The organism is Streptomyces sp. NPDC048185 (assembly GCF_043202495.1).
GTDB lineage: Bacteria > Actinomycetota > Actinomycetes > Streptomycetales > Streptomycetaceae > Streptomyces.
In genome coordinates, this window is the sequence record NZ_JBIDAN010000003.1 from 599,736 (window position 1) to 624,274 (window position 24,539).

21 protein-coding genes and 1 pseudogene are annotated in these 24,539 nt (G+C 72.8%); 10 read left to right on the forward strand and 12 right to left on the reverse strand.

All coding sequences use genetic code 11. The features are described 5' to 3' along the window. Positions 1-106: 106 nt before the first annotated feature. Positions 107-457 (reverse strand): annotated as a pseudogene (locus ACGF3H_RS13315) (YbjQ family protein); the annotation flags it as partial. A gap of 133 nt (positions 458-590) precedes the next feature. On the opposite strand from ACGF3H_RS13315, the gene ACGF3H_RS13320 reads away from it, so the two are divergent. Further along, entirely contained in the window at positions 591-1,520 is a 930-nt protein-coding gene (locus ACGF3H_RS13320; protein ID WP_362490246.1) for a VTT domain-containing protein, read from the forward strand. A gap of 84 nt (positions 1,521-1,604) precedes the next feature. Here ACGF3H_RS13320 and ACGF3H_RS13325 read toward each other — a convergent pair whose 3' ends face one another. Continuing rightward, a complete protein-coding gene (locus tag ACGF3H_RS13325) occupies positions 1,605-3,317 on the reverse strand; it encodes a threonine/serine exporter family protein (RefSeq protein WP_362490248.1) in 1,713 nt (570 codons plus the stop codon). Positions 3,318-3,430: 113 nt separating this feature from the next. Next, positions 3,431-3,922, reverse strand: a complete 492-nt coding sequence (locus ACGF3H_RS13330) for an inorganic diphosphatase (RefSeq protein WP_007452023.1) — start codon at positions 3,920-3,922, stop codon at positions 3,431-3,433. Between the two features lie 79 nt (positions 3,923-4,001). Here ACGF3H_RS13330 and dacB point away from each other — a divergent pair, with 79 nt between their 5' ends. The 6 genes from dacB to folE all read left to right on the forward strand — a co-directional run bounded on the left by dacB (position 4,002) and on the right by folE (position 11,649). Next, positions 4,002-5,600, forward strand: coding sequence for a D-alanyl-D-alanine carboxypeptidase/D-alanyl-D-alanine-endopeptidase (dacB, locus tag ACGF3H_RS13335; protein ID WP_362490249.1), 1,599 nt, complete (start codon positions 4,002-4,004; stop codon positions 5,598-5,600). 108 nt (positions 5,601-5,708) lie between these two features. After that, positions 5,709-6,836, forward strand: a complete 1,128-nt coding sequence (locus ACGF3H_RS13340) for a zinc-dependent metalloprotease (RefSeq protein WP_362490252.1) — start codon at positions 5,709-5,711, stop codon at positions 6,834-6,836. 191 nt (positions 6,837-7,027) lie between these two features. Then, on the forward strand, positions 7,028-8,074 hold the full coding sequence (tilS, locus tag ACGF3H_RS13345) for a tRNA lysidine(34) synthetase TilS (protein ID WP_362490255.1): 1,047 nt from the start codon (positions 7,028-7,030) through the stop codon (positions 8,072-8,074). Positions 8,075-8,168: 94 nt separating this feature from the next. Further along, positions 8,169-8,708 (forward strand): hypoxanthine phosphoribosyltransferase, encoded by a 540-nt coding sequence (gene hpt, locus ACGF3H_RS13350; RefSeq protein ID WP_362490503.1) that lies wholly within the window; start codon positions 8,169-8,171, stop codon positions 8,706-8,708. 174 nt (positions 8,709-8,882) lie between these two features. After that, complete coding sequence (ftsH, locus tag ACGF3H_RS13355) at positions 8,883-10,922, forward strand: ATP-dependent zinc metalloprotease FtsH (RefSeq protein WP_362490505.1); 2,040 nt, start codon at positions 8,883-8,885, stop codon at positions 10,920-10,922. Between the two features lie 121 nt (positions 10,923-11,043). Next, the gene (gene folE / locus ACGF3H_RS13360) at positions 11,044-11,649 is read left to right on the forward strand and encodes a GTP cyclohydrolase I FolE (protein ID WP_362490258.1); all 606 of its coding nucleotides are present in this window, start codon (positions 11,044-11,046) and stop codon (positions 11,647-11,649) included. 24 nt (positions 11,650-11,673) lie between these two features. Here the strand turns inward: folE and ACGF3H_RS13365 are convergent, their stop codons facing one another. The 6 genes from ACGF3H_RS13365 to ACGF3H_RS13390 form a co-directional block, all read right to left on the reverse strand. Continuing rightward, positions 11,674-12,159, reverse strand: a complete 486-nt coding sequence (locus ACGF3H_RS13365; RefSeq protein WP_362490261.1) for a DUF3180 domain-containing protein — start codon at positions 12,157-12,159, stop codon at positions 11,674-11,676. Positions 12,160-12,261: 102 nt separating this feature from the next. Further along, positions 12,262-12,873, reverse strand: coding sequence for a 2-amino-4-hydroxy-6-hydroxymethyldihydropteridine diphosphokinase (folK, locus tag ACGF3H_RS13370; protein WP_359400411.1), 612 nt, complete (start codon positions 12,871-12,873; stop codon positions 12,262-12,264). Beyond that, the gene (folB, locus tag ACGF3H_RS13375; protein WP_189229916.1) at positions 12,870-13,229 is read right to left on the reverse strand and encodes a dihydroneopterin aldolase; all 360 of its coding nucleotides are present in this window, start codon (positions 13,227-13,229) and stop codon (positions 12,870-12,872) included. The genes folK and folB overlap by 4 nt, the downstream gene beginning before the upstream one ends. Before the next feature lie 237 nt (positions 13,230-13,466). Next, positions 13,467-13,979: a nuclear transport factor 2 family protein gene (locus ACGF3H_RS13380; RefSeq protein WP_362490264.1), complete on the reverse strand. Its 513-nt coding sequence runs from the start codon at positions 13,977-13,979 to the stop codon at positions 13,467-13,469. Then, complete coding sequence (gene folP / locus ACGF3H_RS13385) at positions 13,976-14,914, reverse strand: dihydropteroate synthase (protein ID WP_362490268.1); 939 nt, start codon at positions 14,912-14,914, stop codon at positions 13,976-13,978. The genes ACGF3H_RS13380 and folP overlap by 4 nt, the downstream gene beginning before the upstream one ends. Before the next feature lie 592 nt (positions 14,915-15,506). Next, positions 15,507-17,336, reverse strand: a complete 1,830-nt coding sequence (locus ACGF3H_RS13390) for a phosphatidylglycerol lysyltransferase domain-containing protein (protein WP_362490271.1) — start codon at positions 17,334-17,336, stop codon at positions 15,507-15,509. A 231-nt stretch (positions 17,337-17,567) separates the two neighbouring features. Here ACGF3H_RS13390 and ACGF3H_RS13395 point away from each other — a divergent pair, with 231 nt between their 5' ends. Both ACGF3H_RS13395 and ACGF3H_RS13400 read left to right on the forward strand, forming a co-directional pair. Then, positions 17,568-18,689, forward strand: a complete 1,122-nt coding sequence (locus ACGF3H_RS13395) for an alpha/beta hydrolase-fold protein (RefSeq protein WP_362490273.1) — start codon at positions 17,568-17,570, stop codon at positions 18,687-18,689. Positions 18,690-18,868: 179 nt separating this feature from the next. Beyond that, positions 18,869-20,104 (forward strand): hypothetical protein, encoded by a 1,236-nt coding sequence (locus ACGF3H_RS13400; RefSeq protein WP_362490275.1) that lies wholly within the window; start codon positions 18,869-18,871, stop codon positions 20,102-20,104. Between the two features lie 24 nt (positions 20,105-20,128). Here the strand turns inward: ACGF3H_RS13400 and ACGF3H_RS13405 are convergent, their stop codons facing one another. Continuing rightward, the gene (locus ACGF3H_RS13405; RefSeq protein ID WP_362490278.1) at positions 20,129-21,454 is read right to left on the reverse strand and encodes a PH domain-containing protein; all 1,326 of its coding nucleotides are present in this window, start codon (positions 21,452-21,454) and stop codon (positions 20,129-20,131) included. Then, positions 21,451-22,002 carry a PH domain-containing protein gene (locus ACGF3H_RS13410; protein WP_362490281.1) on the reverse strand — a complete coding sequence of 184 codons (552 nt, stop codon included), beginning with the start codon at positions 22,000-22,002 and terminating at the stop codon, positions 21,451-21,453. The genes ACGF3H_RS13405 and ACGF3H_RS13410 overlap by 4 nt, the downstream gene beginning before the upstream one ends. A 31-nt stretch (positions 22,003-22,033) precedes the next feature. Here ACGF3H_RS13410 and ACGF3H_RS13415 point away from each other — a divergent pair, with 31 nt between their 5' ends. Continuing rightward, complete coding sequence (locus ACGF3H_RS13415) at positions 22,034-23,185, forward strand: NADH-quinone oxidoreductase subunit D (RefSeq protein WP_362490284.1); 1,152 nt, start codon at positions 22,034-22,036, stop codon at positions 23,183-23,185. On the opposite strand, the gene ACGF3H_RS13420 is transcribed toward ACGF3H_RS13415, so the two are convergent. Continuing rightward, on the reverse strand, positions 23,150-24,508 hold the full coding sequence (locus ACGF3H_RS13420; protein ID WP_362490287.1) for an SAM-dependent methyltransferase: 1,359 nt from the start codon (positions 24,506-24,508) through the stop codon (positions 23,150-23,152). The genes ACGF3H_RS13415 and ACGF3H_RS13420 overlap by 36 nt on opposite strands. Between the last annotated feature and the right edge of the window lie 31 nt (positions 24,509-24,539).

The window sequence follows — 24,539 nt, forward strand, 5'->3', positions numbered from 1 at the left end:
GGGGGGGGGGCGCGGCGGGGGGGGGGTGGGGGCGGGGCCCCCCCCCCCCCCCCCCCCCCCCCCCGGGGGGGGGGGGGGGGGGGGGGGCGCCCCCCCCCCCCCCCCCCACCACCGCCGTCCCGTACGCGCACACCTCGGTGCCCACGTCCGCGGCCTCGGTCACGTCGAAGCGGAACGACAGCACCGCGTTGGCGCCACGCGCGCGTGCCTGCTCCACGAGCCGCTCCATGGCCTGGTTGCGGGTCTCGACGAGGGTCTTGGTGAGCCCGCGCAGCTCACCGCCGACCAGTGACTTCAGCCCGGCACCGATCTGGCTCCCCAGGTGCCGGGAGCGTACGGTCAGTCCGAAGACCTCCCCGAGCACCTCCTGCACACGGTGTCCGGGCAGGTCGTTCGTGGTCACGACGAGTACGTCGGGCTGAGGGCCCTGTCCGCCGCCGTATTCTTCAATGCCCATGGTTCACAGGGTTCCCCGGCCGGGCGCACAGCGCACCCCTGGGACGTCCGTGGAACCTGGGCCCCGACGGCCGCGTTGATACGTTGGGGCAGCCAAGCCCCAGCCCGCCCCCCAGTGCAGGAGCCACAATCCCGTGACCACGCTTGCGCTCGGCCCCGAGTGGCTGAGCCCGGACTACCTGATCGAGACCTTCAGTCTGGCCGGCATCCTGCTGATCGTCTTCGCCGAGTCCGGTCTCTTCGCGTTCCTGCCCGGCGACTCGCTGCTGTTCACGGCGGGCCTGTTCGTCGCCCAGGGGCAGTACATCAGTCAGCCGCTGTGGCTGGTGTGCGCCCTGATCGTGGCCGCCGCCGTCCTCGGTGACCAAGTGGGCTACATGATCGGCAAGTTCTTCGGTCCCAAGCTCTTCAGCCGGCCCAACTCCAGACTCTTCAAGCAGGAGAACCTGGAGAAGGCCCACGAGTTCATGGAGAAGTACGGCCCCAAGGCGATCGTCCTGGCCCGCTTCGTGCCGATCGTGCGCACCTTCGCCCCCATCGTGGCGGGCGCCGGCCGTATGAAGTACCGCACGTTCCTCACGTTCAACGTCATCGGCGGTGTGGCCTGGGGCACGGGCGTCACCCTCGCGGGCTACTGGCTCGGCCAGATCGAGTTGATCCGCACCAACGTCGAGGCGATCCTCGTCCTGATCGTCCTGGTCTCGGTCGTCCCGATCGGCATCGAGTACCTGCGCGAGCGCGGGAAGAAGAAGCGCGCCGCGGCGGCCGAGCCGGTGCGTCCGGCGGCCCAGCAGCAGCACCGACAGCCGCAGTACCCGGCCATGGACGACGCGACGACCCAGCTCCGCCGCGTCGACCCGTACCAGCAGCCCCAGCAGCCCCAGCAGCCGCAGTACGACCAGGGCTACGGGAACCAGCCCTACGGCGACCAGGGCCAGGGCTACGGCAACGAGGGCTACGGCAACCAGCAGCAGCCGTACGCCCAGCAGTACCCGCAGACCTACGGACAGCAGCCCTACGGCGAGCAGCAGGGCGGCCAGTACCCGTACGACCAGGGCCACTGAAGCTCCCCGCAGGGGCGCGGGGCACTGCGCGAGACGCCATGACGGACCCGCACTCGCCGCCGCCCCCCCGCCCCGCTGGGCGCCCTAGAAACCCCGGGTCCGTTTGGCCGCCCGCCTGCCGGCGGCACTCGCCGCGCCCGGCACCTTGAGGAACAGCCGCGAGATCTCGCCACCGAGGTTCACCCCGATGGCGATGGCCATGGCGAGCGCCACCGCCTTCGACAGCGACAGCAGCCCCGCGTCCACCTCGCTCTGCGCGATCGCCAGCAGCCCGAAGTACGTCGCCGAACCGGGCAGCAGCGGCCCGATCGCCGCGGTCGTGTACGGCAGGGCCGACGCGAACCGGTACCGGGACATCAGCTGCCCGAACAGGCCCACCAGCCCCGCCGCCGCGGCCGTGGAGGCCACCGGCGAGATCCCACCGGTGTAGTGCATGGCGCCGTACACGCACCAGGCGACGCCGCCGTTCAGGGTCACCGCCAGCACCGTCGCCCGCTCCTGCTGGAGCAGGATCGCGAAGGCCAGCGACAGCAGCATCGACGCGCAGATCTGCACGACCGGCTGGTCGCCCGTGCCCAGCGCGGCGTCCGGGTTCAGCTCGGCGCCCAGCTGGACGCCGAAGTACAGCACCACCAGCACTCCGGCGACGATGCTGACGAAGAAGTACATGACCTCCAGCAGACGCGCGGCGGCGGTGATGTAGAAGCCGGTCAGACCGTCCTGCACGCCCGCGACCAGCGCCCGCCCCGGGAGCAGGGCGAACAGGCCACCGGTGATGACCGCGGACGCCTTTACGTCGACGTGGGTCAGCGTCAGCGCGATCCCTATCGCGGCCGGCGGCATCGCGGCCACCGCGAACTGGTAGAACTCCGGCAGTCCGCGCCCCGCGCACAGCCATGCCAGCCGGTCGCCGAGCATCGCGCCGAACAGGGCCGCGAAGAACACGATCACGTCACCGCCGACGAGCAGCGAGGCCGCACCGGCCAGTGATCCGCTCGCCGCGGTCAGGACCCAGGTCGGGTACGGGTGCCGGTTGCGGCGGATCTCCGCGAGGCGCCGGTAGGCCTCCTCCAGGGAGATGTGCGTGTCCGGGTCGCTGAGGTCGTCCACCAGCTGGAACACGGCCGCGAGCCGCGTGTAGTCGGTGCCCCGGCGGCGCACGGTCCGCGACGCCGTCACCGGGTCCTCGACCAGGGACGGCTGGTGGGAGATCGACAGCAACGTGAAGGTGACGTTCGGCTCGCAGCGGTCCAGGCCGTAGGAACGGCAGACCGCGAACATCGCCGCCTCCACGTCCTCGGCGCCCTCACCGCCCGCCAGCAGCAGCTCCCCGATACGCAGCGTCAGGTCGAGCACGCGCGGCACGGCGGGCCCGGTGTCGTCGTCGTGCCGCTGCGCCGTCTCCGGCGCGGGCCGCTCGGCCACCGGCATGCGCAGCATCGCGCGCATCCGGTCCTGCCACGGCACGTCCTTGGTCAGGTTCACCAGCGGGACGCCGCTCGCCGGGGTGAACGCGGCCGGCGCGGTCCACGCGCTGTAGGTGCTCGGCGTGCTGAACGCCGACCCCTCCGACTCGGCGGCCGTCGCCGGGGGCACGTCCAGCCCCTCCGGCAGCGCGAACTCCGAGGTCGTCTCGGACTCCGAGCCCGCGGTCCGGGCGACGGCCAGCCCTTGCGGGATCTCGAACTCGGACGTCGTCGACGACTCGCCGTCGGCCGACGCCGCGACCCCTTGCGGCTGCCGGAAGGCGCTGTGCGCCTCGTCCGACTGCGGTTTGCGGTCCTCCGCCTCCGTCACGTGCGTTGTGCTCCCTGGGTACGACACACCCTCCTCTAACCCTCAGTATGCGCACCCAAACGTCGACGGGCCGCACGCGTCGGCGTGCGGCCCGTCACGGGAGGGGCTCCTGCTCAGTGGCCGCCCTGGTCCTTGAAGCGCTTGTAGGACCGCTCGATCTCGGCCTCGGCGTCGGTGCGGCCGACCCAGTCGGCGCCCTCGACGGACTTGCCGGGCTCCAGGTCCTTGTAGACCTCGAAGAAGTGCTGGATCTCCAGGCGGTCGAACTCCGACACGTGGTGGATGTCACGCAGGTGCTCCACACGCGGGTCCGTGGACGGCACGCACAGCAGCTTGTCGTCACCGCCGGCCTCGTCCGTCATGCGGAACATGCCGATCGCGCGGCAGCGGATGAGGCAGCCCGGGAAGGTCGGCTCGTCCAAGATGACCAGGGCGTCCAGCGGGTCGCCGTCCTCGCCGAGGGTGTTCTCGACGAAGCCGTAGTCGGTCGGGTAGGCGGTCGACGTGAACAGGCGACGGTCCAGGCGGATACGACCGGTCTCGTGGTCCACCTCGTACTTGTTCCGCGAACCCTTCGGGATCTCGATCGTGACGTCGAACTCCACCGGACGCTCCTCCATGATCAGCACATAGTTCTGGTGGTTAAGTGTCCCTCACGCAGGTGTGTGATCGCGAAAGGGGCTGGTGGTAGTGCCAGAGCTGAGGCCTTGGCGGGCCGCGAGACCGCACGTGGTGCGGGCCGCGGGCGCCGTACGACCGCGTCTCGCACGCGCCGCCCGGGCCGCCCGGCCGCGTCTGACGCGGCTCGCGCGGGCCACGACACCGCAGCTCACCCGCAGGCCGAAGACCTGGCAGTACACCGCCGGCGCCGCCACCGCCGGGCTGGCACTGGCCGCCGGTGTGGTGACCGCCGCCGGCCCCTGGGACTCCACGGGTCAGCGTACGGCCGAGCGGGACCGGGCAGTCGCCCTGGAACGCACGGGTGGCGCAGATCACGGATCCTCCGGCGCCGCCGCGGCCTCCGGCGGGAAGCCCCGGCCCGCCCCCAGCGCCGCGTCCGTCCTGACCGCGCTCGCCGGCACCGCCGGCACCGCACCCGGCGGCGTCAAGGCGGCACCGCGCGGCAAGGCCCTCGCCGACGCCCTCGGGCCCCTCCTCGACGACCCCGCGCTCGGCACCCGGCGCGGGGCGGCGGTCGTCGACCTGACCACCGGCGAACGGCTGTACGGCGCAGGCGCCGGCACCGCGCTGACCCCCGCCTCCACCACCAAGATCGCCACCGCGGTCGCCGCCCTGGCCGCCCTCGGCCCCGACCACCGCCTCACCACCCGCACGGCCCTGGAGTCCGACACGGGTGAACTCGTCCTCGTCGGCGGCGGCGACCCGACCCTCACCGCCCGCGCCCGCGCCGGCGGCCTGGCGAGCCTGCGCACCCTGGCCGAGAAGACCGCCGCGGCCCTGAAGAAGCGGGGCGTGCGCGAGGTGACGCTGTCGTACGACACGACCCTCTTCGCCGGTACGGAAATGCACCCGATCGGGGTCAACGAGAACCTCGCCCGCGTCACCGCCCTGATGGCCGACGAGGCCCGCACGAACGACTCCACCAGCGGCACGGCCCGGCGCGCGGAGGACCCGGCGGCGGACGCGGCCCGCGCCTTCGCCGGCTTCCTGAAGGCTCACGGCATCAAGACGTCGGCCCCGGGCCCCTCCAAGGCCACGGCCCGCTCCACCACCCTCGCCACCGTCTCCTCGCCTCCGCTGTCCGCGCTGGTCGAGCGGATGCTGACCAACAGCGACAACGACCTCGCCGAGGCACTGGCCCGCCACACGGCCCTGGCGAGCGGGCAGCGCGCGGACTTCGACGGTGTCTCCGCCGCCCTCACCGCCCGGCTGAAGCAGCTCGGCCTGCCCGTGCAGGGCGCGGTGTTCCACGACGGCAGCGGCCTGGACCGCACCGACCGGATCACCGCCGACCTCCTGACGGCCCTGCTCGCCAAGGCGGCCGACCCGGCCCGGCCCGAGCTCCGCCCGGTCCTCACCGGACTGCCCATCGCCGGCTTCACCGGCACGCTGAGCAGCCGCTACGCGGACGGCGCGGCCGGCCTCGTCCGCGCCAAGACCGGCACGCTGAGCGGCGTGAACACCCTCGCCGGCACCGTCGCCACGCCCGACGGCCGCCTGCTGGCCTTCGCCTTCCTGGCCCACGGCACGGACAGCGCGGAGGCAGCCCAGAGGGCCCTGGACAGAGCGGCGACGTCCCTGGCCCCGCAGCCGTCGTCGTAGCCGCGGGCCCACTCCCGGTCGGCCCCAGCCCCGTTCACCCACGAGCCCGCCCACCCCACCGCCCCGCACAGCCTGCCCCCAGCGGCAGCGCTCACGTACCGTTGAGGAATGACGAGCATCGGCGCATCTTCCGGCATGGTCGACTGGAATCTCGCGGTGGCGACCGCGACCCGGCTCGTACGACCGGGCCCCGAGGTGAGCCGCGACGAGGCCCGGGCCGTAGTCGCGGAGCTCCGCCGCCACGCCAAAGCCTCGGAGGAACACGTCCGGGGCTTCACTCGTATGGCCACCGACGAGGCCCACGACACCCCCGTCCTCGTCGTCGACCGGCCCGGCTGGGTCCGGGCGAACGTCGCGGGGTTCCGGGAGATCCTCAAGCCCCTCCTGGAGAAGATGGAGGAGCGCCGCGGAGGCTCCCCCGGCAGCGCCGTCCTCGGCGCCGTCGGCGGCAAGGTCACCGGCGTGGAGCTGGGCATGCTGCTGTCGTTCCTGTCCTCCCGCGTCCTCGGCCAGTACGAGACCTTCGCCCCGGCCGGCCGCGACCTCCCCGCCGGGGCGAACGGCGGCGGCCGGCTGCTGCTCGTCGCGCCGAACATCGTCCACGTAGAGCGCGAACTCGACGTCGAACCCCACGACTTCCGCCTGTGGGTGTGCCTGCACGAGGAGACCCACCGGACTCAGTTCACCGCCGTGCCCTGGCTGCGCGACCACCTCGAGGGCGAAATCCAGTCGTTCCTCGCGGAGACCGACGTCGACCCCATGACGGTGCTGGAGCGCGTCCGCGAGGCCGCCCAGACGCTCGCCGGCGGACGCCCCGAGGGCGAGGAGGACGACGGCGGCCGGTCGCTCGTCGAGCTGGTGCAGACCCCCGCCCAGCGGGAGGTCCTCGGCCGTCTCACCGCGGTGATGTCCCTGCTGGAGGGGCACGCCGACTTCGTGATGGACGGGGTCGGCCCCGCGGTCGTGCCGAGCGTCGGGGAGATCCGCGAGAAGTTCCAGCAGCGCCGCGCCAAGGGCGCATCCCGCCTCGACATGGCCCTGCGCAAGCTGCTCGGCCTGGACGCCAAGCTCCGCCAGTACCGGGACGGCGAACGCTTCGTCCGGGCCGTCGTCGACGAGTGCGGCATGGACGGCTTCAATCGCGTGTGGACCTCGCCCAACACCCTCCCCACCAAGTCGGAGATCGCCAAACCGGCGGACTGGATCGCGCGGGTGCACCGCAAGCCGGAGTCGTGAGCCCGGCGGACAGGCCGTGAACGATTCCGGCCGACGGCAGGCAAACGCCTCTTCAATCACCCGTCCGAGGGACCGTGAGCCCTCGGCAGGCGTGCGATGCTCGGGGAACGGCCCGTTTCTGTCACCATCTAGGCACTCTGCGTGACCAAACTCGGGCTCACCCCCCGAAAACTTCATGAAGGGCACCGGACATGGGTCCCCATCCTGCGGTCGCGGCGATACGCCTGGCGGTCCGCCGCGTCCTCCACGACATCCTCACCGAACTGAACACCACGGCCGGCGTCCCCGCCGGGACGGCCGCCGAGCGCGCCCCCGAGCGTCCGCCGTCGCCGCTCGTGCTCGTGGCGTGCTCCGGCGGCGCCGACTCGATGGCGCTCGCCTCCGCCCTCGCCTTCGAGGCCCCCCGGCTCGGCATCCGCGCCGGCGGCGTCACCGTCGACCACGGCCTGCAGAACGGCTCCGACCTGCGCGCCGAAGAAGTCGTCCTGCGCCTGCGCGAACTCGGCCTCGACCCCGTCGAGGCGACCGCCGTGACCGTCGGCCGCGCCGGCGGCCCCGAGGCGGCCGCCCGCGACGCACGCTACGCCGCCCTGGACGACGCCGCCGCCCGGCACGGCGCCGCGGCCGTCCTCCTCGGCCACACCCGCGACGACCAGGCCGAGACCGTGCTGCTGGGCCTCGCCCGCGGCTCCGGGATCCGCTCCCTGTCGGGCATGGCCGCGGTCTCGGGGGCCGGCGGCCGTTACCGGCGCCCCTTCCTGCAGCTGGACCGCCAGACCGCCCGCAAGGCCTGCATGGTCCAGTCCCTGCCCGTCTGGGACGACCCCCACAACGCCGACCCGGCGTACACCCGCTCCCGGCTGCGCCACGAGGGTCTGCCCGCCCTCGAGAAGGCCCTGGGCAAGGGCGTCGTCGAGGCCCTCGCCCGCACGGCCCAGCTCTCCCGGGACGACGCCGACGCCCTCGACACCTGGGCCCGCCAGGCCGAGGCCGGCGTCCGTGACGCCACCGGCGTCCTGGAGTGCGCCAAGCTCTACGCCCTGCCGCCCGCCGTGCGGCGCAGGATCCTGCGCCGCGCCGCCATCGACGCAGGGGCCCCGGCCGGTGCGCTGTTCGCCCGCCACATCGAGGAAGTCGACCGGCTGATCACCGGCTGGCGCGGTCAGGGAGCCATCAACCTCCCCGGCAAAGTCGTCGCCCGGCGGCAGGGTGGCAGACTGGTGATTCGGCAAGGCTGAATCCGGACCCTCCCACCGACCCGACCGGGGTCACCAGGGTGATCCGGAGTGGCCGGTGGGACGACCGAAAGTGATGCGGGTGGACGCGAACGACATGGGTGCCGACCTCGAGAAGGTACTCATCACCAAGGAAGAGATCGACGCGAAGCTGGCCGAGCTGGCCGCGAAGATCGACGCGGAGTACGAGGGCAAGGACCTGCTCATCATCGGCGTCCTCAAGGGCGCCGTGATGGTCATGGCCGACCTCGCCCGGTCGCTGTCCACCCCCGTCACCATGGACTGGATGGCGGTGTCCTCGTACGGCGCGGGCACCCAGTCCTCCGGGGTGGTCCGCATCCTCAAGGACCTCGACACCGACATCAAGGGCAAGCACGTCCTGATCGTCGAGGACATCATCGACTCCGGCCTGACCCTGTCCTGGCTGATCTCCAACCTCGGCTCGCGGGAGCCCGCCTCCCTCAAGGTGTGCACGCTGCTGCGCAAGCCCGACGCCGCCAAGGTCGCCATCGACGTCGAGTGGGTCGGTTTCGACATCCCCAACGAGTTCGTCGTCGGCTACGGGCTCGACTACGCCGAGAAGTACCGGAACCTGCCGTTCGTCGGTACGCTCGCGCCCCACGTCTACGGCGGCTAGCACAGCCCCGTAGCGAGGAACGGGAACCCCGGCGGCCCCCGCGCCGTTGGAGCATGCAGACGGGACGTCGGCCGTCCTGTGCGGCTTCGGGCCACCAGGCTGGGGTACCGTCAGAAGAACTGTCTTATCAAACTCACTATGGCAGGAGGGACGGGGCGGCACCGCTCCGTGTGGATGGACGTGAAGCGATACTTCCGTGGGCCGGTCATGTGGATCGTGCTGGCCGTCCTTGCCGTGGTCGTGTTGATGCAGGTCGTCGGCTCGTCCGGCGGCTACAAGACGGTGGACACCGGCCAGGTCGTCCAGGCGATCAACGACAACAAGGTCGAGTCGGCCAAGCTCACCACCGGTGACGAGCAGACCATCAAGGTCCAGCTCAAGGACGGCGAGAAGATCAAGGGCAGCTCGAAGATCCAGGCGAGCTACATCGGCGACCAGGGCGTGACCATCGCCGGCACCCTGCAGAACAAGTACCAGGACAAGCAGATCCCCGACGGCTACACCGTGTCGCCGTCCAAGCAGAACGCGTTCGTCGGCATTCTGCTGTCCCTGCTGCCGTTCGTCCTGATCGTGGTCGTCTTCCTGTTCCTGATGAATCAGATGCAGGGCGGCGGCTCCCGGGTCATGAACTTCGGCAAGTCCAAGGCGAAGCTCATCACCAAGGACACCCCGAAGACGACGTTCTCCGACGTCGCCGGGTCGGACGAGGCCGTCGAGGAGCTCCACGAGATCAAGGAGTTCCTCCAGGAGCCGGCGAAGTTCCAGGCCGTCGGCGCCAAGATCCCCAAGGGCGTGCTGCTGTACGGCCCGCCCGGAACCGGCAAGACGCTGCTCGCGCGTGCCGTCGCGGGCGAGGCGGGCGTGCCGTTCTACTCGATCTCCGGTTCCGACTTCGTCGAGATGTTCGTCGGTGTCGGTGCCTCCCGAGTGCGCGACCTGTTCGAGCAGGCCAAGGCGAACGCCCCGGCCATCGTCTTCGTCGACGAGATCGACGCGGTCGGCCGCCACCGCGGCGCCGGCCTGGGCGGCGGTCACGACGAGCGCGAGCAGACGCTGAACCAGCTGCTCGTCGAGATGGACGGCTTCGACGTCAAGGGCGGCGTGATCCTCATCGCCGCGACGAACCGGCCCGACATCCTCGACCCGGCGCTGCTGCGCCCGGGCCGCTTCGACCGGCAGATCGCGGTCGACCGGCCGGACATGCAGGGCCGTCTGGAGATCCTCAAGGTCCACCAGAAGGGCAAGCCGGTCGCCCCGGACGTCGACCTGTCGGCCGTCGCCCGCCGCACGCCCGGCATGACCGGTGCCGATCTGGCCAACGTGCTGAACGAGGCCGCCCTGCTGACGGCCCGCAGCGACCAGAAGCTGATCGACAACCACATGCTGGACGAGGCGATCGACCGTGTGGTCGCGGGCCCGCAGAAGCGGACCCGGATCATGTCGGACAAGGAGAAGAAGATCACCGCGTACCACGAGGGCGGTCACGCCCTGGTCGCGGCGGCCTCACCGAACTCCGACCCGGTCCACAAGATCACGATCCTCTCCCGCGGCCGTGCCCTCGGTTACACGATGGTGCTCCCGGACGAGGACAAATACTCGACCACGCGCAACGAGATGCTCGACCAGCTCGCCTACATGCTGGGCGGCCGCGCGGCCGAGGAACTGGTCTTCCACGACCCGACCACGGGTGCCGCCAACGACATCGAGAAGGCCACCGGTGTGGCCCGCGCGATGGTCACGCAGTACGGCATGACCGAGCGTCTCGGCGCGATCAAGTTCGGTGGCGACAACACCGAGCCCTTCCTCGGCCGTGAGATGGCGCACCAGCGCGACTACTCGGAAGAGGTCGCCGCGCTGGTCGACGAAGAGGTCAAGAAGCTGATCGAGACGGCGCACAACGAGGCCTGGGAGATCCTGGTCGAGAACCGCGACGTCCTCGACAACCTCGTCCTCGCCCTGCTGGAGAAGGAGACGCTGGGCAAGGAGGAGATCGCCGAGATCTTCGCCCCGATCGTCAAGCGTCCGCCCCGGCCCGCCTGGACCGGTTCCTCCCGCCGCACCCCCTCGACCCGTCCGCCGGTGCTCTCCCCCAAGGAGCTCGCGCTGACGAACGGGGCGAACGGTGCGACGGCGGCGATCTCCACCGCCAAGAGCACCACGGCGGAGCCCGCCCCGGCACCGGAGCGAGCCCCGGAGGACCGCCCGGAGAGCTGACCCTGGCCCTCCCCGCGGGCCCGACAGGCCCGGAATGTATGCCGCGCCCTCCAGGTTCTAGCCTTGGGGGGCGCGGCATTTCCGTATGCCGGCACGCGAGAAGACAGGAACGAGGCATCCGATGACCGACCCCGTGACGCTGGACGGCCGGGACCCGATCGGCGAGTTCGACGAGAAGCGCGCCGAGAACGCCGTACGCGAACTGCTGATCGCGGTCGGCGAGGACCCGGACCGCGAGGGTCTGCAGGAGACGCCGGCGCGGGTGGCGCGGGCGTACAAGGAGATATTCGCGGGGCTGTGGCAGCGTCCGGGGGACGTGCTGACCACGACGTTCGACATCGGCCACGACGAGATGGTCCTGGTGAAGGACATCGAGGTGTACTCGACGTGCGAGCACCACCTGGTCCCCTTCCGGGGTGTCGCTCACGTCGGGTACATCCCGTCCACCAGCGGGAAGATCACCGGCCTGTCGAAGCTCGCCCGCCTCGTCGACGTCTACGCCCGCCGACCGCAGGTGCAGGAACGTCTCACCACGCAGATCGCGGACTCCCTGATGGAGATCCTGGAACCGCGCGGCGTGATCGTCGTCATCGAGTGCGAGCACATGTGCATGTCGATGCGCGGTATCCGCAAGCCCGGCGCGAAGACCCTCACCTCGGCCGTGCGCGGTCAGCTGCGCGACTCCGCCACCCGCAACGAGGCGATGAGCCTGATCATGGCGCGCTGAGCCCGCCCGGGCAGCTGTCGCGGGTCAGGTCGTGGGGGCCGCGCCCGAGTGGTCGTCGTCGTCCTCCGGGAGCTTGCAGACCCGCTCGAGGAACACGGCGGCCGCTATGACGCCGACGCCGGTGAGGACCGAGAAGCCGGCGTAGATGGCCTGGTCACGGCGGGCGGGAATGTCGAGGTACTCCAGGAGGAAGACGCCCGTGCCGCCGTACATGCCGGCGACCAGGGCGGCCACCAGGGCGCTGGCCTGGCCGAAGACGACCGCGCGGGCCGCCATCAGCGGGTCGACGCCCTTGGCGCCGGGGACGCGGTCGCGCTGGGCCTTCAGGCGGGCGCGGATCGACAGCGCCGTGGCCAGCAGGATCACGGCGATCACCGCGAGCACGATGGGGGCGGCGAGGGGGACGCTCGGGAGGGTCCCGATCGAGTTCCACAGGCGGGCGCCCGCCCAGGACAGGACTGCGGCGACGACGAACACGCCGGCCAGCATCCTGATGCGCAACTCTTTCACGGTGCCCCTTCGCTCCCCCGGATGTCCGGCTCAGGCGCCGGCTGCCGCACGCCCGGACGGTGGGCGTCCGGCGGCGGACTTCGGTCGTCTCGACCTTAACGACTACTCGGGCAGGTGGAGTTCCAGGTCGGCCCGGGGCGCGACACCCTCGCGCGTCACCGCGTCCAGCAGGCCGGCGACCGGGCCGTGGCCGGGCAACTGGGCCTCGGGGTCCACGTCGTGCCACGGGGCGAGGACGAAGGCGCGCTGGTGGGCGCGCGGGTGGGGCAGGGTGAGGTGCGGGTCGTCGGAGACCACGTCGGCGTAGGCGACGATGTCGACGTCCAGGGTGCGCGGGCCCCAGCGCTCGTCCCGGACGCGGTGGAAGGCCTCCTCGACGGCGTGCGCCCGCTCCAGGAGCGAGGACGGCGGCAGCGTGGTCTTCAGGACCACGACCGCGTTGAAGTACGACGGCTGGGTGCCGGGCTCGACGCCCCACGGCTCGGTCTCGTAGACCGGCGAGACGCCCTTGATCCGCACGCCGGGTGTCTCCTCCAGGGCGTCGATGGCGCCCTGGAGGGTCTCCAGGCGGTTGCCGAGGTTGGCGCCTAGGGCGATCACGGCGCGTTTGGGGTTGGACAGCGTGCTGTCGGCCGCGTCCACCCTCTCGACGACCGATGCGGGCACCGGCTGGACGGTCGGGTCGCTGGGACCGTTGGTGAACGGGACACTCATACACGGCTCCGGATGATGGTGACGGTCACGTCGTCGAAAGGCACCGTGATCGGCGCGTCCGGCTTGTGGACGCAGACCTCGACCTCCTCGACCCCCTCGTGCTTCAGGCAGACCTGGGCGATGCGCTCCGCGAGCGTCTCGACCAGGTTGACGGGCTCGCCCTCGACGACGGCCACGACCTCCTCGGCCACGATGCCGTAGTGCACGGTCTTCGCCAGGTCGTCGTCGGCCGCGGCCGGTCGGGTGTCCAGGCCCAGGACGATGTCCACGAGGAAGGTCTGGCCCTCCTCGCGCTCCTTGGGGAACACACCGTGGTGCCCGCGGGCCTTCAGGCCGCGCAGCGCGACACGATCCACACGAATCACTCCTGCAGTCGTCGGTCACGGCCGGTGCGCACCGCGTGCGGGCGGTGCGCCGGCCTCACTCGAATCTACCCGCGGGCACTGACAGCGCCGGGCCGCGGGTGGTGCGGGTCCGCGCGGACGTCCGGAGCTTTCACCCCGCGTTCGCCCTGGCGGACCCGGTGGATCACGGGCTGGTAGCCGCCCATACCCGGCGGTCCGTGATTCCAACCACTTCTTGCTCCTGGCGGCTCAGGAGGGTGTGTCATCGGCCTCCGGGCCGCCCTCGTCCTCGCTCTCCGTCAGCACGGGCGAGGCGTGGTGCGACCAGAGTTTCCAGCCCGTGGACGTGCGGCGGTAGGCGTTGGTGGCGACGACGAGCTGGCCGACGAGCGGTCCCAGCTCGTCGTCGCCCTCGGGGGCGGGGCCGCCGCTGAGGATGTTCTCCGTGCAGGTCACCAGGGCGGTGTCGCCGGTCACGGAGACGTGCACGTCGGTGAGGAAGAACTGGATGTAGTCGGTGTTCGCCATGATCAGGGCGTAGGAGCGGAGGACCTCGCCGCGGCCGGTGAGGACCGGCCAGCCCGGGTGCACGCAGGAGACCACGCCGGCGTCGGCCGGGTCGTGGTACGTCTCGTCGATGCCCAGGTCGGACGGGGTGAGCCAGAGCTCGGACACCTTCTCGAAGTCGCCCTGTTCGAGGGCCTCGTAGAAGGCGGTGTTGGTCGCCTCGACCTCTTCGACGTCGATGTGAGGGGCGTTCACCGGGCTCCTTCCCGGCCGCCTCTGTCCGACGCCGTCGCCTCCGGCCGGGTCGGGGGCTGGGGGTGGGGCCGGGGGGCCCGTGCTTCCTCCACCGCTCGGGCGACCCGCACCGCGTCCGCCGTCGCGCGCACCTCGTGCACGCGCACCGCCCATGCGCCGGCGTGCGCCGCGAGCGCGGAGACGGCGGCCGTGGCGGCGTCGCGCTCGCGCGCGGGAGGCGGGGCGGCCTGGGGGCCGGCGAGGACGCGGCCGAGGAAGCGCTTGCGGGAGGCGGCGACGAGGAGGGGGTGGCCGAGGGTGAGGAGGCGGTCGAGGTGGGCGAGGAGGACGAGGTCGTGCTCGGCGTTCTTGGAGAAGCCGAGGCCGGGGTCGACGACGATGCGGTCGGGGGCGATGCCGCCCTCCAGGACCGCCTCCACGCGGGCGTGCAGCTCGTCGACGACCTCGGTGACGACGTCGGCGTAATCGCCGCGGACGTTGCCGCCCTCCAGGAAGCCGCGCCAGTGCATGACGACGAAGGGGGCGTCGGCGTCGGCCACGACCGGGATCATCCGGGGGTCGGCGAGGCCGCCGCTGACGTCGTTGACGAGGGCGGCGCCGGCGGCGAGGGCCTGCTCGGCGACCGAGGCGCGCATCGTGTCGACGGAGATCGTGACGCCCTCGGAGGCCAGGCCGCGCACGACCGGGACGACCCGGCGGAGTTCCTCGTCCTCGTCGACGCGGGTGGCACCGGGGCGGGTGGACTCGCCGCCGACGTCCACCAGGTCGGCACCCTCGGCGACGAGGTCGAGGCCGTGCTTGATGGCGGCCGTGGTGTCGAAGAAGCGACCGCCGTCGGAGAAGGAGTCGGGGGTCACGTTGACGACCCCCATGACCGCACAGCGGTCCCATGCGGTCAGTCCCGCCAGGTGGCGGCGGCCGGTCTGCTTGCTCATGTGTTCAGCCTAGGCCCAGCGGGGGCGGGTGCCTCCGGCGGTGGTGCGGGGTGCCGGGTGCCTCCGGCGGGTGGTGCGGGGTGCCTGCGGCGGCCTGTGCGGGTTCGGTGGGGGTGCGCGTAGCGCCTTCGGTGGTGTGTGGGTCGGGGCCGCGCCGGGGGGTGTCCGTCCTCGGAACGGCGCGGAATCGGTTCTTTCCAGCAGGCGGGGCGTTGACGCGCCAACCGCTGCGGGCGGACACCCCCCGACACGTCCCCTTCCCGCCGTACGCGTCTGACCGCCGTCCCCCCATTCGGCTGCGGTCCGGTCCGCCGTCCCGCCCCAGCTGCGGGCTGCCGCCCGTGCCGCCCTAGCTGCGGGCAGTCGTGCCGCTGGGGCGGCACGGGTGGGCGCAGCGGCACCCCGGCAGCGCCGGGCACCGCGACCCACCCCCGGCCCGCACCCGCGCCGGGCACCCCGGCAGCGCCGGGCCACGCGGCCCACCCCCCCCGGCCCGCATCCGCGCCGGGCGCCCCGGCAGAGCCGGGCCGCGCGACCCACCCGGGCCCGCATCCACGCGACCCACCCGGGCCCGCATCCACGCCGCGTGCCCTCACGCCGCGCGTGCCTCCCGCTCCGGGACTCCGTGCACGCACGGCCGCCGTACGGCCGCCCGGCGGCGCAGGAAGCGGGGGAGCGGGGGCGTCAGCGTCACGAAGCCCTCCGCCTGCATCGCGGCGAAGCCGATGCGGGGCAGGTCGGCGGAGGCGCGGTAGACGACGAAGCGGGGCTCCCAGCGGGGCCGGAACTTCGCGTTGAACTTGTACAGCGACTCGATCTGGAACCAGCGCGACAGGAACACCAGCAGACCGCGCCACGCACGGAGCACCGGCCCCGCGCCGATCTTCTCGCCGCGCGCGAGCGCCGCGCGGAACATGGCGAAGTTCAGGGAGACCCGTGCGATGCCCAGCTTCGGGGCGGCCTGCAGCGCGGCCACGATCAGCAGTTCGTTCATGCCGGGATCGGCCGAGCGGTCGCGGCGCATGAGGTCGAGGGAGACGCCGTCGGTGCCCCACGGCACGAAGTGCAGGATCGCCTTGAGGTCGCCGTACTCGCCGGGCTCGGCGTCCTGCTTGTGCGCGGTCGCTATCAGGCAGTCCCCGTCGGCGGGGTCGCCGATGCGGCCGAGGGCCATGGAGAAGCCGCGCTCGGTGTCCGTGCCGCGCCAGTCGTCGGCGGCGCGGCGGACGCGGTCCAGCTCGGCGTCGCCGAGGTCAGCCACGCGCCGTACCCGGGTCTCGTAACCGGCGCGCTCGATGCGCTTGACCATCTGGCGCACGTTGCGCATCGCGCGGCCGGCCAGGGAGAAATCCGCGACGTCCACCACCGCCTCGTCGCCCAGTTCGAGGGCGTCGAGCCCCGTCTCGCGGGTCCACACCTCGCCGCCGGTCTCGGAGCAGCCCATCACGGCGGGCGTCCAGGAGTGGGCGCGGGCCTCGTCCATGAAGCGCTCGATGGCACCCGGCCACGCCTCGACGTCGCCGATCGGGTCGCCGCTGGCCAGCATCACGCCGGAGACGACGCGGTAGGTGACGGCGGCCTTGCCGCTGGGGGAGAAGACGACGGCCTTGTCCCGGCGCAGCGCGAAGTGGCCGAGGGAGTCGCGGCTGCCGTGCTTGGCCAGCAGGGCGCGCAGGCGCGTCTCGTCGTCCTCCGTCAGGCGCGCGGCCGGGTGTTCGGGCCGGAAGGCCAGGTAGATGGTGGTGACGGCGGTGAGCAGGCCGAGGGCGCCGAGGGAGAAGGCGACCGTCCAGGAGGTGTTGCCCCGGTAGTCGACCGGCCCCTCGAAGCCGAACAGGCCGTACAGCACGTGTGCGATGCGGTCGGCCAGGCTCGGGTCGCCGACCATGCGGTGCGGGTGGACACTGACGATGACCAGGCCGAGGGCGAGCGAACCGGCGCCCATGAGGACGAAGTTGGCGAGCGCCTTCCAGCGGCTGCGCGGGTCCGGCAGCGCGGCGAACTGGTCGCGGTGGCGCAGCAGCGGAGCGAGCAGCATCAGGGAGATGAGGACCCCGGCGAGGGAATGACGGTAGGTGAACTGTGCGAGGGCGCCCAGCGGGAGCAGGGCCACGGCGGCCCGCCAGGCCCGGCGCTTGCGGCGCTTGAGCCCGTGCGCGAGGAGCAGGAGCAGGACGCCCGCGCTGAGCGAGAGAGCCGCGGCGAACGGGCCGAACGCGCCGGGCAGTACCTCGGCGAGGGCGTGCATACGGCTGTGCCGGAAGCGCGGGAAGACGCCCGCGGCGACGTTCAGCAGGCCGACCAGCGTGCAGGCTCTGCCGACGAGGACGGGCACGGACTCCGGACGCGGGCCGCGCAGCACCCGGCCCGCGCGCGTGGGGCCGGCGGTCTTGGGGGCGGCCCCCGGAACCGCACCCGACATTTCCTCATCTGTCTTGACAGACATCGCACCCGTAGTTCTGCGAGAGACCGTGGATCCGGGCCCGTTTCGGGCATCCGGCGACATTGCGCCCTCTAGGACGGTGTCTTGGGGAGAGAGGTTCACTCCCCTTCTCAAAGCCGGGTCACAGGTTGAGGAAGTTACGGGACAACCCCTCGCGAACCCGACGGGGGGCCGGGCACCCCGTGGGAAAGCGTAGGCAGGTAGCGAGGCATGGGTCTGACAAGCAACAAGGTGCTGGCACTGGCGGTTGCGTCCGGCGTGCTGCTGTTCGTCGGCACGGTGTGGCTGTGGCCACGCCTGGCCGGGCGGAACTGGCGCGCCGTCACGGGCCGGATAGGCCTGCTGTTCGCCACCCAGCTGGCGGTCTTCGCCGCGGTCGGTCTCGCCGCCAACCAGTCCTTCGGCTTCTACGCGAGCTGGGCCGACCTGTTCGGGCGGGAGACCGGCCAGGGTGTGGTGGTCGACCACTCGGCGGGCGGCGGGGGACCGCTCCGGGTGGTCGGCACGGCGCGGGTGAAGCAGGCGGGCGGGGCCCGGCCGGAGGTCGGCGGCCAGATCCAGCACGTGAAGATCGTCGGCCGTACGACGCACATCGCCACGCCCGCCGAGGTGTACCTGCCTCCCGAGTACTTCCAGCCGCGGTACCGCACCCGTACGTTCCCCGCGGCCGTCGTCCTGACCGGTTACCCGGGGACGACCGAGGCGCTGGTGACCAAGCTCCACTATCCGCGCACGGCGCTGGACCTGGCCAAGGACGGCCGCATGCAGCCGATGGTGCTGGTGATGCTGCGGCCCACGGTGGCGCCGCCGCGCGACACGGAGTGCGTGGACGTCCCGGGCGGCCCGCGGACGGAGTCGTTCTTCGCCGAGGACCTGCCCGAGGCCGTCCTCGCCCGGTACCGGGTGGGCCGGAAACCGGGCAGCTGGGGCATCGTCGGCAACTCGACCGGGGGTTACTGCGCGCTGAAGCTCGCCCTGCACCACCCCGGCGTCTACGCCGCCGGAGCGGGTCTGTCCGCGTACTACGACGCCCCCAGCGACCCGACCACGGGCGACCTCTTCCACGGCGACGAGGAACTGCGTGATCGCGCCAACCTCTGGTGGTACGTCAAGCACATGCCGGCGCCCGCCACTTCGCTGCTCGTCACCAGCAGCAAGTCCGGGGAGACGAACTACAAGGACACGCTGAAGTTCATTGAGCGGGTGAAGGAGAAGAAGCCGACCCGGATCTCGTCGATCATCCTCGAAAGCGGCGGGCACAACTTCAATACCTGGCGGCGCGAGATCCCCGCGACGCTGCAGTGGCTGAGCGGGCGGCTGAGCGCCCGCTGACGGGTGGCCACTGACCAGCGGCCGGGTGTCCCAGAAATGATCTTGAGTTAATGATCTTGCGTTAATTCCCGCCGCTCGTGGGCAAGTGGAATGCCGACGCCGTGTGAACGCGGCGGAGAAGGCCGTGTTTTCACGGGGTGGGGCGCCAAGATTCGCCTACGCGCGGTAAGTTTCTGGCCATGCCACGTGGACGTCACCGCCATTCCCCGCCTCTGCACAGGCTGCTTCCTCCGTCGGCGATCGCAGGCGTATCGGTCGTCTGCGCAGCCGGCCCCTGGGTGTTCAGTGAGGCCGTGATCCTCCGCGCGCTCGCGGCGGCCGCCGCGGTGACGGCGGTCGTGGGTGCGGTCGTCATGCGTCACTGGGACGCCCAGGCGGGCAAGCGCGTCGCCGACCTCACGCGCGCGCGGGCGAGCGACGAGTGGCGTTACGAGGAGCGGGTCGCCGAACTGGAGTCCGATCTGGAGGAGTCGCGCGAGCTGCGCATGAAGCTGGAGCACCGCCTGCGCGCCAAGCGCACGGAGCTGGCGGGGCTGCGCAACGAGCACGCCGCCCTGCTGCGCCGGTACGCCACCGCGGAGACCGAGCGCGCCAGCGCGCTCGAGGGCCGCCGGCTGCTGGAGATCGAGGCCGCCCCGACGACCCCCGCGCTGCCCGCGGCCCGGCCGGTGCCGGCCCGGGAGACGCCCGCGCCGGAGACCGGGGCCTCGAAGGCCGACGCGGCCGAGGAGACGCCCGGGACGCCCGCCGTCTTCTCCCCGGCCGGCTCACGACTGTTCCTGCGGGCGAGCGCCGCACTGGCACGTTTCGAGGACGAGGCGCCCGCCGGTGCGGTCGGTGAGACCCTCGGCGGCGACGACGGCAGCGGTGACGACGGCGGCGACGACGGTGACGGCGGCGGCAACGGCGGCGGTGAGAGTGCCGCGGTCGCCGAGCCCGCGCAGGACGACGAGGTCCAGGGGCGGCCCGAGGCGGCCGACGGGCACGAGGCCGCGCCCACCACCGCGCCCAGCCGGACCGGCGACCGGCCCGATCCGTCGGCGCCGCAGCCCGGTCAGTCGCCCGAGCAGCGGTCCACGCGGCAGCCCGCCGGGCACTACGCGGTGCCGACCGCGGTGGCCGTCGTGCCGGCCGCTCCCGCGCGGCGCCCGGTGGTCGAGGGCGGTTTCGACTTCTTCGGCACGAAGAACGCCAAGGACGGGACGGCGTCGCCCGCCGCCCTGGAGGCCGTCCAGAACGAGGACCTCGCCGACGTCGTCGGCCAGGAGGCCCTCGCCCTGCACAAGGCCGAGACGGAGGCCGCCTTCAAGCCCGCCGGCGAGGAGTCCCGGGGAGTGGGCCAGGTGATCGACCTGACCGCCCACGACGAGACCGAGCAGATCGACGTGCAGGGGCTGCGCAGCGCGGTGTCCTGACCCGCACGGCGCCGGCGGACGGCGTCAGGCCATCCACCGGTCCGGCAACGCGTCCCGGCGCCCCGTGCGGGAGCGCTCCGCCTGGCCGCGCAGCAGCTCCGCCGCCTCGCCGGCGTCCCGCAGCCGCGCGGACACGGTTCTGTTCGCCCCCGTGTCCACCCGCACGTCGGCGACCCGCCGGGCCCGCATCCAGGGGCCCTGGGTCAGCCGGACGCTCTGCACCTTGGCGTGCGGCACCAGCGCCAGGCGCCGCCGCAGCAGCCCGCGGCGGGCGGCGAACACCGCGTCGGTGACCGCCAGCCCGTGGCCGCGCCACCACAGCGGCAGGCACCACCGGGACCGCCGCGGCGGGCGCGACAGCGCCGTCGGCGCCGGCACGGTCACCCCGGGCAGCACGCGCCCCACCACCGATTCCGCGATCTCGCGCGGGGCGACCGGCAGCAGCACGGAGTTCGACGACCCGGCCACGTCCAGCTCCACCCGGACCCAGCCGAGCCGGCGCCACAGCAGCGGCTCCACGATCCGCACCGTCTGCACCCGGCCCGGCGGCACCGTCTCGTGGGCCCGGTCCAGCAGCCCGTGGTCGATGCGCAGCCCGTCCGGCGACTCGGCCACCGTCCAGTCGTACTCCCCGACGAACCGCCCCACGCTGCTCGCACCGGCCGCGCCCAGCAGCGGAACGACGGTCGCCAGGACCGTCCACAGGCTGTGGGTGGCCGACCACAGCAGCGTCGGCACGACCACCGCGGCGGCCAGCGTCCCCCAGGTCGCGCCGGTCAGCAGCAGGGAGACGGCGAGGACACCGGGCGGCACGCGCAGCAGGTGCCGGGAGGGCGCCTCACCGACCTCGTGCGCCGTCTCGGGCGCGAAACCCGCCGCGCGCGCGAGCAGCTCGGCCCGCAGCGCACGCGCCTCGGCGGCGCCGAGGAAGGCCAGCTCGTCCTTCTTCGCGGCGCCGATGACGTCGAGTTTCAGCTTGGCCACCCCGGCGACGCGGGCGAGCAGCGGCTGGGTGACGTCGATGGCCTGGATGCGTTCGAGCCGGATGTGCGCCGTGCGCCGGAACAGCAGGCCGGTACGGATGCGCAGCTCGGCGTCCGTCACCGCGAAGTGGGTGAACCACCAGGTCAGGAAGCCGTACAGGGCGGCGGCCGGGATCAGGACGGCGAGGCCGATCAGCAGCGTGGTCGTGGTCAGCCTCGTCAGCTGGCGCTGCGCCTGGTCCGGGTCGTGGACGGCCCACCCGACGATCACGGCGACCGGCGCCCAGGCCCGGCGCAGGGGGGTGACGGGGTGCAGCCGGCGCTCGGTCACCGCCTCCCGGGCCTCCTGGGCCTCGGCGGCGCTCACAGCCCCGCCGATCGGGCCTCGCCCAGCTCGGTGAGCCGGTCGCGCAGGCGCTCCGCCTCGGCCGGGTCCAGGCCCGGGACGGTCGCGTCGGTCGCCGCGGCGGCCGTGTGCAGCTGCACGCTGGCCAGCCCGAAGTACCGCTCGACGGGCCCGGAGGTCACCTCGACCAACTGCATCCGGCCGTACGGCACGACGGTCTCCTCCCGCCACAGCACGCCCCGGCTGATCAGCAGGTCGTCGGCACGCTCGGCGTACCGCCAGGAACGCCAGTTGCGCTCCAGCATCACCCAGCCCCAGGCCAGCACGGCCAGGGGCAGCAGTGCGAAGAGCGCCCAGGCAGGGCCGAAGAACAGTGCGGGCAGGACACCGGCGGCGACGGCGAGCAGCCCCAGCCACACCACCAGCAACAACCGCCGCATCCGCAGCAGGCCCGGCGGCAGCCCGGTCCACACCGGTTCGCCCGTCGCCGTGCCGGTCCCGGCCCCCGCCGCCCCTGCCGTGCCCGCCGCCCCTGCCGTGCCCGTGTGGTCAGGGCTCCCCGTCTCCATGGACCCAGCGTACGTAGGGGAGACTGGGCGCATGACTCCCAAGACGGAGACCATGGTCGGTATCGGCGGCGCCGCGGAGAGTACCGACATGGTGCTCAACATCGGCCCCCAGCACCCGTCCACGCACGGCGTGCTGCGGCTGCGGCTCGTGCTGGACGGCGAGCGCATCACGAGCGCGGAGCCCGTGATCGGCTACATGCACCGCGGCGCGGAGAAGCTGTTCGAGGCGCGTGACTACCGTCAGATCATCGTGCTGGCCAACCGGCACGACTGGCTGTCCGCCTTCTCCAACGAACTGGGCGTCGTCCTCGCCGTCGAGCGCATGCTCGGCATGGAGGTCCCCCCGCGCGCGGTGTGGACGCGGACGCTGCTCGCGGAGCTGAACCGGGTGCTGAACCACCTGATGTTCCTCGGGTCGTACCCCCTGGAGCTGGGCGGCATCACGCCCGTCTTCTACGCCTTCCGGGAGCGGGAGGTCCTCCAGAACGTCATGGAGGAGGTCTCCGGCGGGCGCATGCACTACATGTTCAACCGCGTCGGCGGCCTCAAGGAGGACCTGCCGTCGGGCTGGGCGGCACGCGCGCGCGGTGCCGTCGCCGCCGTGCGCTCGCGCATGGACGTCTTCGACGACCTGGTGCTCGGCAACGAGATCTTCCGGGGACGGACGCGCGGGGTGGGCGTCCTGAGCGCCGGGGCGGTGCACGCGTACGGCGTCAGCGGGCCGATCGCGCGCGCGTCCGGCGTCGACTTCGACCTGCGCCGCGACGAGCCGTACCTCGCCTACGGCGAGCTCCGGGACACCCTGAAGGTCGTCACCCGTACCGAGGGCGACTGCCTCGCCCGCTTCGAGTGCCTCCTGGAGCAGACGCACAACGCCCTCGACCTCGCCGACGCCTGCCTGGACCGGCTGGCCGAGCTGGATCCCGGGCCGGTCAACCAGCGGCTCCCGAAGGTGCTGAAGGCGCCCGAGGGACACACGTACGCGTGGACCGAGAACCCGCTCGGCATCAACGGCTACTACCTGGTCAGCAAGGGCGAGAAGACCCCGTACCGGCTGAAGCTGCGCTCGGCCTCGTACAACAACATCCAGGCGCTGACGGAGCTGCTGCCCGGGACGCTGGTCGCGGACATGGTGGCGATCCTCGGGTCACTGTTCTTCGTCGTCGGGGACATCGACAAGTAGCCGCGCGACGTCGACGGGCCCGGCCGACTGGAGCAGCCACACGAAGTCGCCGAGCCCGCCGGACGCGGTCAGTTCGGCGGCCTCGGAGGCGCTCGCGAGGGCGCGCACGTACGCCGCCGGGTCGGCGGAGGCGAGCGCGAGCGGGGGACGCGCGCCGACGACACCGAGGGCGCGCAGGGCGTCGCGCTGGGGGAGCAACCGCGTGCCGGAGGGCGTACACACCGGCTCGCACGCCGCCCCACCCGAGGCGTGCATCGCCCCGGATCCGGTGCCGCCCGTCTCGGATCCGGTGCCGCCCGTCTCGGGTCGGGTGCCGACCGTTTCGGGTCGGGTGCCGCCCGTCTGGGGTCCGGTGCTGCCCGTCGCGGGCCCCGTACTGCCCGCCTTGCGTCCGGTACCGCCCGCGTCCCGCTCCACGCTGCTCGTGCCGCCGCCCGTGCCGCCGGCTGCCCTGCCCGCGTCGTCCTCCGCGCCCTCCGCGCCCTCCGCGCCCTCCGCGCCGCCCCTCGCGTCGCCGGCTGCCGCGCACGCGTCCAGGGCGACGTGGGCCGTGATGTCGCACGAACCGTCCGGTACCGGGGCTGTCTCCCGGCCCTCCCGGAAGCCCGTGAGCGTTCCGAAGGGCGGGCGGGTGTCCAGGGCGTGGGCGTAGTCCGCGGCCACGGCCAGTCCCCGGTCGAGCGTGGCGACGGCGGACGCCCACGCGGTGTCCCGGGGGAGCCCGATCTCGGCCCGCAGCCCCTCCTCGCCCGGCAGCGGCCACCAGCGTGCCAGCCACTCGGCGTCCGCCCCGCTCACCGGCTCCCCGAGCCGCTCCGTCCCGTCGCCCCGCACGAGCACCTGCCGTGCCACGCCGTCGGTGTCCACTTCCGCCACGTCCACCGGCACGTTGTCCAGCCACTCGTTGGCGAACAGCAGCCCCGTCACCCCGCGCGGCGGCTCGGCCAGCCACTCGACCCGCCCGTCGAGCCCGTCGGGCCGGCCGGCGACCTCCACGGCGTACGCGCGCGTGCGGGCGGCCACGTCCGCGGGCAGCGCGGCCAGCACGCCCGTGACCAGCTCGCCCCGCCCCGCGGCCAGGTCCACGAAGGCCAGCGACGCGGGCCGGCCCAGCGCCTCGTCGACCCGGCACAGCAGCCGCGCCACGGCTCCGGCGAACAGCGGCGACGCGTGCACGGAGGTGCGGAAGTGCCCGGCGGGCCCCTCGGGCCCCCGGTAGAACCCCGCCGGCCCGTACAGGGCCTCCGTCGTGGCCTCCCGCCAGCCACGCCATGCGTCACCCGTCCCGTGGGCCGCTGCCGCCCCCGCCGTCCTCGCCGTCACGGGACCAGGCTAGGCGCACAGGCGAACGGAG

Coding starts and splice junctions, on each gene's coding strand:
- ACGF3H_RS13340 (WP_362490252.1), top strand. CDS start 5,709: ATGACGAGCATCGGCGCATCTTCCGGCATGGTCGACTGGAATCTCGCG.
- tilS (WP_362490255.1), top strand. CDS start 7,028: ATGGGTCCCCATCCTGCGGTCGCGGCGATACGCCTGGCGGTCCGCCGC.
- hpt (WP_362490503.1), top strand. CDS start 8,169: ATGGGTGCCGACCTCGAGAAGGTACTCATCACCAAGGAAGAGATCGAC.
- ftsH (WP_362490505.1), top strand. CDS start 8,883: ATGGACGTGAAGCGATACTTCCGTGGGCCGGTCATGTGGATCGTGCTG.
- folE (WP_362490258.1), top strand. CDS start 11,044: ATGACCGACCCCGTGACGCTGGACGGCCGGGACCCGATCGGCGAGTTC.
- folK (WP_359400411.1), bottom strand. CDS start 12,873: ATGAGTGTCCCGTTCACCAACGGTCCCAGCGACCCGACCGTCCAGCCG.
- folP (WP_362490268.1), bottom strand. CDS start 14,914: ATGAGCAAGCAGACCGGCCGCCGCCACCTGGCGGGACTGACCGCATGG.
- ACGF3H_RS13390 (WP_362490271.1), bottom strand. CDS start 17,336: ATGTCGGGTGCGGTTCCGGGGGCCGCCCCCAAGACCGCCGGCCCCACG.
- ACGF3H_RS13395 (WP_362490273.1), top strand. CDS start 17,568: ATGGGTCTGACAAGCAACAAGGTGCTGGCACTGGCGGTTGCGTCCGGC.
- ACGF3H_RS13400 (WP_362490275.1), top strand. CDS start 18,869: ATGCCACGTGGACGTCACCGCCATTCCCCGCCTCTGCACAGGCTGCTT.
- ACGF3H_RS13410 (WP_362490281.1), bottom strand. CDS start 22,002: ATGGAGACGGGGAGCCCTGACCACACGGGCACGGCAGGGGCGGCGGGC.
- ACGF3H_RS13415 (WP_362490284.1), top strand. CDS start 22,034: ATGACTCCCAAGACGGAGACCATGGTCGGTATCGGCGGCGCCGCGGAG.